General features: G+C 71.2%; 10 protein-coding genes and 1 pseudogene. 5 read left to right on the top strand and 6 right to left on the bottom strand.

Annotated elements, in window-relative coordinates; translation table 11 throughout:
• Nucleotides 1-39: 39 nt before the first annotated feature.
• Nucleotides 40-1,077: an LLM class flavin-dependent oxidoreductase gene (locus tag EDD27_RS06770; RefSeq protein WP_127931591.1), complete on the bottom strand. Its 1,038-nt coding sequence runs from the start codon at nucleotides 1,075-1,077 to the stop codon at nucleotides 40-42.
• A 287-nt stretch (nucleotides 1,078-1,364) separates the two neighbouring features.
• The gene (locus tag EDD27_RS58240) at nucleotides 1,365-1,919 is read right to left on the bottom strand and encodes an MFS transporter (RefSeq protein ID WP_338324745.1); all 555 of its coding nucleotides are present in this window, start codon (nucleotides 1,917-1,919) and stop codon (nucleotides 1,365-1,367) included.
• A gap of 31 nt (nucleotides 1,920-1,950) precedes the next feature.
• Between EDD27_RS58240 and EDD27_RS06760 the strand changes: the two are divergent.
• Nucleotides 1,951-2,403 (top strand): annotated as a pseudogene (locus EDD27_RS06760) (GlxA family transcriptional regulator); the annotation flags it as partial.
• A gap of 61 nt (nucleotides 2,404-2,464) precedes the next feature.
• Here the strand turns inward: EDD27_RS06760 and EDD27_RS06755 are convergent.
• On the bottom strand, nucleotides 2,465-2,827 hold the full coding sequence (locus EDD27_RS06755) for a hypothetical protein (protein ID WP_127931590.1): 363 nt from the start codon (nucleotides 2,825-2,827) through the stop codon (nucleotides 2,465-2,467).
• A 573-nt stretch (nucleotides 2,828-3,400) separates the two neighbouring features.
• Here EDD27_RS06755 and EDD27_RS06750 point away from each other — a divergent pair.
• The gene (locus tag EDD27_RS06750; protein ID WP_127931589.1) at nucleotides 3,401-4,237 is read left to right on the top strand and encodes a hypothetical protein; all 837 of its coding nucleotides are present in this window, start codon (nucleotides 3,401-3,403) and stop codon (nucleotides 4,235-4,237) included.
• 54 nt (nucleotides 4,238-4,291) lie between these two features.
• On the opposite strand, the gene EDD27_RS06745 is transcribed toward EDD27_RS06750, so the two are convergent.
• The 3 genes from EDD27_RS06745 to EDD27_RS06735 form a co-directional block, all read right to left on the bottom strand.
• Nucleotides 4,292-4,642, bottom strand: coding sequence for an acyl-homoserine-lactone synthase (locus tag EDD27_RS06745; protein WP_127931588.1), 351 nt, complete (start codon nucleotides 4,640-4,642; stop codon nucleotides 4,292-4,294).
• Between the two features lie 341 nt (nucleotides 4,643-4,983).
• Nucleotides 4,984-6,291, bottom strand: a complete 1,308-nt coding sequence (locus EDD27_RS06740) for a condensation domain-containing protein (protein ID WP_127931587.1) — start codon at nucleotides 6,289-6,291, stop codon at nucleotides 4,984-4,986.
• Nucleotides 6,292-6,317: 26 nt separating this feature from the next.
• On the bottom strand, nucleotides 6,318-7,778 hold the full coding sequence (locus EDD27_RS06735) for a condensation domain-containing protein (protein WP_127931586.1): 1,461 nt from the start codon (nucleotides 7,776-7,778) through the stop codon (nucleotides 6,318-6,320).
• 307 nt (nucleotides 7,779-8,085) lie between these two features.
• On the opposite strand from EDD27_RS06735, the gene EDD27_RS06730 reads away from it, so the two are divergent.
• Genes EDD27_RS06730 through EDD27_RS06720 form a run of 3 tightly spaced genes read left to right on the top strand, consistent with a single transcriptional unit; the run spans nucleotide 8,086 to nucleotide 11,128 of the window.
• Nucleotides 8,086-9,003, top strand: a complete 918-nt coding sequence (locus EDD27_RS06730) for a thiamine pyrophosphate-dependent dehydrogenase E1 component subunit alpha (RefSeq protein WP_127931585.1) — start codon at nucleotides 8,086-8,088, stop codon at nucleotides 9,001-9,003.
• Nucleotides 9,004-9,008: 5 nt separating this feature from the next.
• Complete coding sequence (locus EDD27_RS06725) at nucleotides 9,009-10,010, top strand: alpha-ketoacid dehydrogenase subunit beta (protein ID WP_127931584.1); 1,002 nt, start codon at nucleotides 9,009-9,011, stop codon at nucleotides 10,008-10,010.
• Nucleotides 10,007-11,128 carry a 2-oxo acid dehydrogenase subunit E2 gene (locus EDD27_RS06720; RefSeq protein ID WP_127931583.1) on the top strand — a complete coding sequence of 374 codons (1,122 nt, stop codon included), beginning with the start codon at nucleotides 10,007-10,009 and terminating at the stop codon, nucleotides 11,126-11,128. The genes EDD27_RS06725 and EDD27_RS06720 overlap by 4 nt, the downstream gene beginning before the upstream one ends.

Here is an 11,128-nt window from a genome sequence, read left to right as displayed (position 1 = left end):
GGAGGCTCCTTCAGGAGCTGAGCCCGGCCGGGCGCAGGCTCACGAGTTGAGCTCGGCCAGCCAGCCGAGTTGCTCCGCGCGGTCCTCCACAGTGGGCGCGTTCAGGCCGACGATCACCCTGGTCGCGCCTGCCTTGCGGTAGGCCTCCAGCCGCTCGCGCACCCGCGCGGGGGTGCCGCACAGGGCCAGGGCGTCGACCAGGTCGTCGGACACCTCCTCCATCGCCTCGCCCAGGTCGCCGTCGAAGTAGGCGTCCCGCACGCGCGCCGCCGCCGGGCCGAACCCGAGGCGGTGCGCGAGCCGGTTGTAGAAGTTGACCCCCCGGGTGCCCATGCCGCCCAGGTAGAGCGCCAGCATCGGCCGTATCAGGTCACGCGCGTAGTCGGCGTCGTCGTCCACCATGGCCATGACCATCGGTGAGACCTCCACATGGGCCGCGTCCCGCCCGGCCCGGGCCGCCCCGACCCGCAGGTGCTCCATCGTCTCGGCGAGGTGCTCGGGCGGGAAGTGGATCGGCAGCCACCCGTCGGCGATCTCCCCGGCCAGCGCCACCGCCTTCGGCCCCATGGCCGCCAGGTGGATGGGCAGCGGCTGCCGCGTCGGCGAGACCGTCATGCTCAGCGCCTTGCCGCGGCTGTCCGGCAGCGGCAGCACGATCTCCGGCCCGGCGTGCTCGACCGGACGGCCCTCCAGCGCGGTACGCACCACGGCCACGTAGTCGCGCAGGTGGGCCAGCGGCCGCTCGTACCTCTGGCCGTGCCATCCCTCGGCCACCTGCGGGCCGGACGCGCCCAGCCCGAGCAGGAACCGGCCGCCCGACACTCGGTCGATCGTGGTTGCGGCCATCGCCGCCGAGATCGCGGTGCGGCCCGTCACCTGGATCACGCCGCTGCCCAGGCCGATCCGCTCGGTGCCGGCCGCCAGCCAGGCCAGCGTGGTCGCCGGATCGACCCCGTACCCCTCCGACGCCCACACCGAGTCGTATCCGAGCCGCTCCGCCTCGCGTACCAGCGTCAGCTGGGCTTCATGGGTGGCCGCCACGGGGCCGAGGGTGCCGATGCTGAATCCGAGCCGCACTGCCGCCTCCTCAAAAGCCGATCTTGCTCTACTGTCCCGCAGAAGCCGCGACGAGACCAGAGGCGGATCGCGCTACGAGACAGCGTCCGTGGTGCCCGTGTCGAGCCACCGGCCGTGAGCGGATCTCGGCCCGGTGCCGCTCGCCGTGGACGTCACGCTTGGCGGGTTGAGCTGTCTGGGTGTGTGGCTGCGCCGACGCTGGCCGGTCGTTGAGGTTCATGACGTACTTCCTTTCTCAGCGGATGGAGCAGGATGGGGGCGGGCTCCCGGCCGGTCCGCGTCGCGGGTCAGCCCGCGACGCGGACGGGGGGCGTGGCCGGCAGCCGGCGGCGCGGCCGTACCGAGCCGGCCGCGAGGACGGCGAGCCCGGCGGCGGTGATACCGGCGCCGACCCACAAGGGGGAGACGAAGCCGTACCCGGCGGCGATGGCCAGGCCGCCCAGCCAGGCGCCGAGGGCGTTGCCGATGTTGAAGGCCGCGATGTTGGCGCCCGAGGCCAGCGTGGGGGCGTCCTGGGCGTACTTCATGGTCCGCAGCTGGAGCCCGGGCGCGGTGGCCAGTCCGGCCGTGCCCATCAGCAGCAGCGAGACGATCGTCATGGCCCGGCTCTGCGCGGTCAGCGCGAACACCGCGAGAACCGCGGCGGTCACCGTCATGATCGTGATGAGGGACGTGTTCAGCGCCCGGTCGGCGAGCTTGCCCCCGACGTGGTTGCCCACGAATGTGCCGGCCCCGAACAGCACCAGCAGCCAGGGCACGGTGGCGGTGGCGAACCCGCTGACCTCGGTGAGCGTGAACGCGATGTAGGTGAACCCGCCGATCACGCCGCCGAAGGCGAGCACACTGACCGCGAGGGAGACCCAGACCTGAGGGGTACGTCGCGACCACGGCGCCGAGGTCGCCAACCGGGTCGCCCGGCGCTGCGTCGTCCCCCCGTGGCGGGACGGCGGGCAGGCGCAGTACGTCGAACGCCCTGTCCCGGCGATGGCCGACTCCTCCACGTCGGCGACCCGGGCATGGGCGCTCCACCACCTGCACCGGCCGATCTCCCTCAAGGAGATGGCCGCCCACGCCCGGATGAGCGTGCGCACGTTCACCCGCCGCTTCCGCGACGAGGCCGGCATGACCCCGGGCCAGTGGCTCACCCGGCAGCGCGTCGAGCTCGCCCGGCGCCTGCTGGAGACCACCGACCTGACGGTGGACCGGATCGCCGCGGAGGCCGGCTTCGGCACGGGCGCCTCACTCCGCCAGCACCTGACCGCCGCCCTGGGGGTGTCCCCCATGACATACCGCCAGACCTTCCGGCTCACCGAGCCCGCCGCCTGACATTCACCCCAGCGCACGGCGAGGCCGCCCACGCAAGTCGTCCTTGACATGCCCTGCGGGATCAGTAGGAGTAACCGCTTGCGGCCTGAGCGGCACTGCAGGCGCGTTCGGCCGGGAGCACGGGAGGCGCCCATGGCCGCCATGGGCTCCATACCTGTACGGTGGCCGGCCACACCCGGGCGAACAGGCAGTTCCCGTCCGGCTCTCGCAGGGCGATGCCGATCTTGCCGTCGTGCTCGGCGATGTCCTGGCGGATTCGCGGGTCCAGATCCAGGCCCCGTACCGCGCGGCGGGCGGCGTCAAGATCGAGAGTGGTGGGCAGGTGCTTCTTCAGCCATGAATGGGTTTCAGCCGGCAGCCTGGCCGGCGGCCTGAAGCTGCGCGGCGGGACACTCTCAGGACAGCCGATCTCGGTGACGTTCACCCTCCGGTCCTTCTTCCGCACCCGTGAGTGGACCGCTCGCGGAGGCTGAATCACCTTCAGATCGAAGCAGAGAAACACCGCTGCCGCAGGTGAGGGAGTGTCTGACAGGCCTATCGGAGGCCGTGGCGTACGGTCCTTCCCGCGGACTTTGATCCGAACGCGTCCCGGATCACCATGGCCATCGCCGGAGACGTCCAAGACCGTGACGTACTCCTCCTCTCGTGTGAGGTAGTAGCCAACGTCTTCGGGAATCCACGGGTCGTAGCCCGTCAGCTGGTCGGCGACCCGGTCGACGTGATCTCGTGCGTCCTGGACGGCCGGGTCAGTGGCGCACGCTGTGAGCGTGAGCAACGAGGCCAGAACGAGGAGCGTAGGTCGGCGCACATATCCTTCGACATCGCGCGTGACACGCATGTTCGCGGCGGACCCGTGACGTCGCGGTTTTGTGATCACACGGCGCACCTGTCATGGACGAGGGAGTCTTGCCCCTGGCCAGGTTCCGTCGCCGGGCTTGACTGATGATCTTCGGTGCACCAGATTGTTCGCGTCCATCCGGAACATCTAAGGAATGCGATGAAACGAACCCTCGCCGGCCTCGCCGCGGCCGCGGGCCTGGTGCAGCTCACCTCCACCGCCGCGTACGCCGCTCCCGCGACCGACCCGGTCAAGGCGCTTCAAGCCGAGCTGACGCGCGGCAGGGCTGTCGACGTCGTGTCCACCGCCAAGGACGACTACGGGCGCGGGTTGTCCATCTCTTACCGCATGGACGGCACTCTCGGTTTCAGCCCCGAAGGCGAGATCGCCGCCGACCTGTCGCAGACCATGCGCCCCAGCGACAAGCTGCTCGACGTCGCCAAGGAGGGGGATACGAAGAGCGCACTGGCCAGGGAGCAGGAGCCGGTCAGGATCATCTCGTCGCGCTACGACGACTACGTCTCGGGCCCTCTGGTCGACGATGCGTTGCCCAAGGGGATCAAGTGGGTGCGCTACCGGCACACCGACCTACCCACCAGCGACAGGCTGCTGGAGGTCCTGGAGCCCGCCACGCTGAAGACCCTCCTGGCGCACGGCAGCTCCTACCGCGACGGCGTGCTGAAGGGGAAGATCAAGACCGACGCGCTGGTCAAGGTGTCCTCGGCCTTCGTCTCGCGCTTCGGCCTCCGCTCCAAGAGCGGCCGCGTCGGGACCATCTCCTACACCGTCCGGTTCGGCCCGACCGGCCTGGTGGAGCGGGTGCAGGCCAAGGCCGTCCTGCCCTTCTACGACGAGTCCATCCGTATCGAGTCGGACACCCGCTACTCCCACTGGGGCCGCCGGGCCGACGTGCTGCTGCCCGCCGAAGGCGAGGTGATCGAACGGGAGAAGCTCGGGGACAAAGTGCCCTACCAGGTGCCCGGCGGCTGGAGCTGATCAGCCCTCCCCCGGCATGCAAGAAGCCCTCGTCATGGTCAGGACGGATGACGCCTAACACACCGGCGCCGCGTTCTCCAGGAAGTCCCTGGTCGAGGTGGTGTAGGCGGAGCACAGCAGACTGCCCAGGCGCGTCGCCCTGCCGTCGCCGAGCCGCCGGGTACGCACGCCCATGGCGTTCACGCTGCGTTCCACGGCCACGCTGGACACCGCGACGATGGTGTCGCCGTGCTGATCGACCCAGCGGAACGCCTCCCAGAGCAGTGCGCGGGCCAGCGGCCCGAACCCCGCCGTCACGGTACGCGACCAGCTGCGCCCGGTGGCCAGCCGGCTGAGCTCCCAGACGCCCGGATCACAAGGGGCCGGCTCACCGCGCAACGCCTCTGGGAAGACGTCACGCAGCATGCCCCGCCGCCGCCTACGGCGACCGCCTCCTCAACCTCTTCGAGCCCGCCACGCTCAAAGCGCTGATCGTCGAGAAGAACCGCAAGGGCCGCGGCTTCGTGTCGACCCGCGCAGGCAAGAAGCAGTGGATGGCCGCCGGGGCTGCCCGAGACCGAAGACGACATCGACGTCCTGGCCGCCCGCCCGGGCACCGGCTCGTCGTGATCTCCTGACGGGACGGGCTCTCTACGTTCGCGCGCGGCTCGTCCAGCGCCTGGTGCCTGGGCTGCGGCGGGCTCGGGAGGACGATCGGGGCGGCCTGGGCGAGGATCAGGGTGCCGTTCCCTACGATCTCGATCGACTCATGTGGCAGATTCCCGGCGAGCCGCGCCGACCACGAAGGACTCCAGCCGAAACAGCAAGGCGGCGATCTCGCTCTCGGGCAGGCGGGTGGTGTCCGCGCTCAGCTCCACGCCGAGCGTGCCCTTCCAGCGCATCAGGGCCATGCAGAAGGGGCAGTAGCGCTGGTCCGAGCCGGGCAGCCATTCCAGCTCGGACTCCCCGTCCGCATGGTCGGCGCCACCCGGATCCTCACCAGGGCGCAGGTCGTTGAAGCAGCATGACGGGAAGACGGAGACACCCCGATCGGCGCTCACCCGGTCGATCATCGCGTCCATGGCCAACGGGTTGTAGCGGGCGCGCCGGTAGGACGTGAGAACCGCCGGATACGCGCTCACCAGGGTCTCGGCAAGGCTTCCACACGGGCCCAGGGTGAACAGTCCCAGCTGGTTCAGGCTGGTGACCAGGTCCCGGGTCCGGCCGTCGAAGCGGTTGTGCACGATCGGGGTGATCGCGCACACCTGGTGCCCGGTCAGCTCGCGCAGCAGCATGGTGACCGCCACCAGCAGGACCGTGGCAGTGCTGACGCCGGCACGGCGGGCGAGCACATGTGCGGCGTGGTCGAGCCGGGGCGACGACAGCACGGCCCGCGCGAACCTCGGCGTCGCGCCCGGTCCGACCACACTCGGGAACATGGCGGACGGTACGGTCCGAAGAAGCGCCTCCCACTGCGCGACCGCCCGGTCCGAACCGGCCGAGGCCGTCTCCTCCTCCCGTACCAGGTCGAGCAACTGCGACGACGGCGGTCGCGCGATGACCCCGCGCAGCAGCAGCATCCGCAGGTCGCGCACCACGACGTCGGCCGCGCGCCGGTCCGCGACGACATGACTGAGCGCGAGCGCCACGTGGGTGGCGGCGCCGTCGCAGACCACGAATCCGGCGCGCAGCGGCTGCTCGCCATCGTCGAAGGATCGTCCGGCCAGGCGGGCGACAAGTTCCGCCGCGGCATCGTCCACGTCGTCGCGTGCCGCCTCGACCGTCTCGATCGACAGGGTCCCGGCCGCCGCCACCTCCTGGTATGGTCCGGCCACGCCGAGCCGTACCACGGATCGCAGGGCGTCGTGCCGGCCCACCACCTCGGCCAGGGCGGCCGCCACGGCCTCGGGACGGCGCGGGCCGCCCGCGCGGGGGACGGCGAGCAGCCGCGGCACGTTGAAGTAGTGCGCGCTGTCCGGCGCCACCCCGTGGATGGCACTCCAGATGCTCCGCTGTCCCCACGCGAGCTCCGCCGTGCCGGAACGGTCGGCGGCGAAGTCCACAGAAAGCCGCATGGCCCTCCTTCGGCTGTCAGACACTCCTAGCTCCGGAATTTCGGGTCCGCGGCTCCGAGCTCGGACAGCCGCAGATCCGCGTCACCGCCCGCGCGCGTCACCACGCGGGCGAACGTATCCGCCAGGCGGTGCGCGGTGGCGGCGTCGAACAGGTCGGTCGCGTACTCCAGCCAGCCGCCGATCCCCTCGGGCCACCGGTACACGTCAAGGGACACCTCCACCCGGGCCCGGCCCAGGTCGGGCGGCGGGCACAGCTCCACGGTCAGGTCCCCCAGCTCGGTACGGAGCAGGTCGCCGGTGGGCAGGTTGTGAGTGAGGTTGAACATCGCCTGGCACAGCGGCGGGCGGCTCAGGTCGCGAGGCAGCCGGAGTCCGCCGAGGATACGGTCCAAGGAGGTTCCGGCGTGGGCGAGGGCCTTGAGGGTGCTGATGCGGGTACGCCGCAGCAGCTCGCCGAACGTCGGATCCCCCGACAGGTCGGCCCGCGCGACGAGCGTGGTGGAGAAGTAGCCGATCAGCGGGGCCAGCTCGGGCCGGTCCCGGCCGGCCACGGGCACGCCCACGCAGAAGTCGTCCTGCCCGGCGGCCGCACTCAGCGTGACCTGCCACGCGGCGAGCAGGGCCATGAACAGGGTGGCCCGGTGGGCGCGCGCGAGGAGTTCCAGGCGGGCGACCTCCGCGTCCGGCACGGCCACGCCGATCTTCGCGCCACGGCCGGTCCAGCGGGCGGGGCGGGGGCGGTCGAGGGGCAGGTCGAGCGGCGGCGCTCCGGCGAGCCGCTCGACCCAGTAGCCCAGGTGGTCCCGGTCCTCCTCGGCCCGCCGCCGCTCCGTGACGGCGTGGTCGCGGTACTGCGTGGGCAAGTCCTCCAGCCGGGGCGGACGGCCTTCGCGGTGGGCGCGGTAGCATTCGCCGAGCTCGCGCATGAGCACGTCGAGCGACCAGCTGTCGACCACGATGTGGTGCAGCACGATGCACAGGACGGCCTCGTCGGCGGCCAGGCGCAGCAGGCCCGCCCGCCATGCGGGGGCCGCCGCGAGGTCGAACGGCCGCCCGGCGTAGGCGGCGATCGCCGGCTCGACAGCGGAGCAGGCCGGATCCAGGCGGTCCAGCCGCACCTCGCGGGGCTCGTCCACGACCTGCGCGGGCAGGTCGCCGTCCAGGACGAAGCGGGTGCGCAGCACCTCGTGCCGGGCGGCGATCGTGGTGAACGCCGCGGCGAGACCGGTCTCGTCGATGGGGCCGCGCAGCCGTACCGGCCAGGTGATGTGATAAGCGCAGTCGTCAGGGTCGAAGCGTTGCAGGAACCACAGCCGCTCCTGCCCGGTGGACAGCGGCCAGGTCCGCTTGTCCCGGCCGCCGAGCAGCGACCGGCGCAGCGCCGCACGGCGTTCGGGGGGCAGCGCGGCCAGGCGCCGCCGCAGTGCCTCACGCTCGGCCGTGTCCTGCTCTCGGTGGTCGGCGACCATCCTCGTCTCGGGGCTCACGAGCCCTCCTCATTGATCTCGGCAGCGTCTCCGGCGGCCCTGCACTTGGGAGCGCTCCCAAGTGACATTAGGTTTACGCCTCTGAGCAGGTCAAGGGTTCCTCTTGCCGTCCGCCGCAGCGCACTGTGACCCGACAGGGACGGTACGTAGATCCACGCACGTGACGGAGCGCGCTTCCGAACGCTCCATTCTCGGCGTTTGACAGCCTGGAAACTTCTTCGTCTGATGCTGACGAACCATCCCGTGATCGATAGACTTTGTGGGAGCGCTCCCAATTTCCTCGACACTCACCCAAGGAGTGCCGATCGTGCAAGAAGGACTGCTGGAAAAGATCACGGAGGACCTGTCCGACGACGACCTCGGGCTGCTCCTGCTGATCCGGCACTTCGAACGCAAGCTGCTCGACCTGTTCGGCCAAGGGCTGGTACAGGGCACCACCCACACCTGCCTGGGGCAGGAGTACGTGCCGGTCGCGCTGGCGCCGCTGCTGGGCGAGCGGGACTTCGTCTTCAGCAATCACCGCGGGCACGGCCACTACCTGGCCCGCTTCCGAGATCCCTACGGGCTGCTCGCCGAGATCCTGGGGCGGGAGGGCGCGGTCTGCGGGGGCGTGGGCGGCAGTCAGCACATTCTGTCCGGCCGCTACCTGTCCACCGGAATCCAGGGCGAGAGCCTGCCGGTCGCCGCCGGCGTGGCCCTGCATCTGCGGGACGCCGAGCCGGGCGCGCTGGCGCTGGCGTACGTCGGCGACGGGACGTGGGGACAGGGCGCCGTGTACGAGGCGCTCAACATGGCCGCGCTCTGGCGGCTGCCACTGGTCGTGGTGACCGAGAACAACGGGATCGCGCAGACCACGCCGACGTCGGCGCAGATGGCGGGCACGATCGGGGATCGGGCGCGGGCGTTCGGGTGCCGGTTCCTGCACGTCGGCTCGCGCGACATAGGCGAGATCCGGGACGGGCTGCGGCCGCTGTTCGAGCGGACCAGGGAGGGCGCGGGGCCGCTGGTGGTGGAGTTCGCCACGCACCGGCTCGGGCCGCACAGCAAGGGCGACGACACCCGCACCGCCGAGGAGATCCGGCGCGCCCGCGACCACGACTGGTACCCGCGCGAGGGCGCCACCGTGTCCCCCCGCTTCGCCCGCATGGACGCGGAGGCGCGCGCGTTCGTCGAGGTGGTGGCCGGTGAGGTGCTCGGGCGGCCGCTGTCGGCGCGGGAGGGCTGAGGGCGATGCGGGTCGCGGAGAGCCTCAACCGGGCGCTGCACGAGGTGCTCGCCGACGATTCGTCCGTGCGGGTGCTCGGCGAGGACCTGCTCGATCCGTACGGCGGGGCATTCAAGATCACGAAAGGTCTGTCCAGCCGTTTCCCCGGCCAGGTGCTGGCCACCCCGATCAGCGAGAACGGCATCGTCGGCGTGGCCGGCGGCCTCGCCCTCGCGGGCGGCAAGGCCATCGTCGAGATCATGTTCTCCGACTTCGTGACCCTGGCCTTCGATCAGATCGTGAATTTCGCCAGTAAGTCGGTCTCCATGTACGGCAGACCGCTGCGGCTGCCGCTGATCGTGCGCTGCCCGTCCGGGGGCGGTCGCGGCTACGGCCCCACACACAGCCAGAGCCTGCAGAAGCACTTCATCGGCGTACCCGGTCTCGCGGTGTACGAGGTGTCCCCCTTCGACGACCATCGCGAGCTGTTCGGCGAGATGCTCGCGCGCGGCGAGCCATGCCTGCTGTTCGAGGACAAGATCCTCTACACCCGGCAGATCTTCGAGGACGGGATCGCGGACGATCTGTTCCGGTACGACGTGCTGCCGCAGGCCGGCCAGGTGACCCGGGTGTACCTGGAGGACCCCGAGCAGGCCGACTGTGTGATCATCGCGCCGGGCGGGATGGCGCACCGGGCCCTGGCCGCGATGCGCACGCTGCTGCTGGAGCGGGAGATCACCTGTCTGCTGCTCGTGCCGCGGCGCCTGTACCCCTTCGACGTGGCCCCGCTGTCGCCGCTGCTGGAGCGAACCGGCGCCGTGGCCGTCGCCGAGGAGAGCACCGCCGGCGGCACCTGGGGGGCCGAGGTGGCGCAGCAGGTGCACAGCCGGCTCTGGGGGCGTCTGCGGCGTCCCGTGTCCCTCGTCCACTCGGCGGCCAGTGTGATCCCGGCGGCCGCCCATCTTGAGCGTGACGTGCTGGTGCAGGACACCGCGATCGTCCGCGCCGTACAGGAGCTCCTGCCGTGACCGAGTTGCGCGTGCCCAAGCTCAACAACAACGACACCGAGTACCTGCTGGTGGAGTGGCTGGCCGAGGACGGCGCCGAGGTGCTGAAGGGCGATCCGGTGGTGGTCCTGGAGACCTCCAAGGCGGCCGAGGAGCTGGTGGCCGAGGTCGATGGCGTCCTGCGGCGGACGGCGGAGATCGGCGCGACCTGCGTGCCCGGGGAGGTGATCGCGTACATCTCCGACGACTCGGCGCCTCCGCCGACTGCCGCCGACCGTGAACCCACTTCCTCCGGGCCGGTCATCACCGCGCCCGCCCAGGTGCTGATCGACGAGCACGGCGTGGACCCGGCGCGGATCCGCGCGCTGGGGAAGAAGGTGATCAAGCGCGCCGACGTGGCGGCCCTGCTGGAAACCGGCGTCGATGCCGGCGGCGACAGCGCATCGTCATCGCCGGAGACGCAGACGCGGCCGCTGCCGGCCGTTCAGCGGGCCGTGGCCGCCGCGGTCACCCGTTCCCATCACACGATCCCGGCCGCCTTCACCGCCGTGAAGCTGGACGCGGGACCCGCGATCGCCCGGGCCCGTGTCCTCAGCAAAGAGGCCAGGGCGCTGATCGGGCTGCCTGAGCTGCTGGTTTCTGCGGTCGCGTCGCTGCACGAGCAGTTTCCGATGTGCTTCGCAGAGCCGATGGTGGCGGACGGGCCCGGCGGCGACCTGGCCGTACGCCCCTCGCCGGCGCCGAACGTCGGCGTCACCGTGGACGTCGGCCACGGCCTGTACGTCCCGGTGCTGCACGGCGCCGACCGCCTGTCACTCAAGGAGATCGCGCAGCGGCTCACGGCGTACCGGACGAAGGCGATGCGGGGCGCGTTCCGCGAGGAGGACCTGGCGGGCGGGAACATCGTCGTCACCCTGCACACCGACGCGGCCGTGCTGCTCGCCGTGCCGATCATCTTCCCGGGGCAGACCTGCGCGCTGTCGCTGTGCGCGCCGCAGCACGAGGTCGCCCTCGACTCGGCCGGAAACATCGTGAAGCGCACCACGGTCACCCTCGGGCTCGCGTTCGACCACCGCGTCGTCAACGGCCGCGAGGCGGCGATGTTCCTGAACGCCGTGCGGAAGGCCATCACCGCCTGA

Source organism: Nonomuraea polychroma, from assembly GCF_004011505.1.
Taxonomy (GTDB): Bacteria; Actinomycetota; Actinomycetes; order Streptosporangiales; family Streptosporangiaceae; genus Nonomuraea; species Nonomuraea polychroma.
This window is presented reverse-complemented; position numbering and strand designations above follow the sequence as displayed.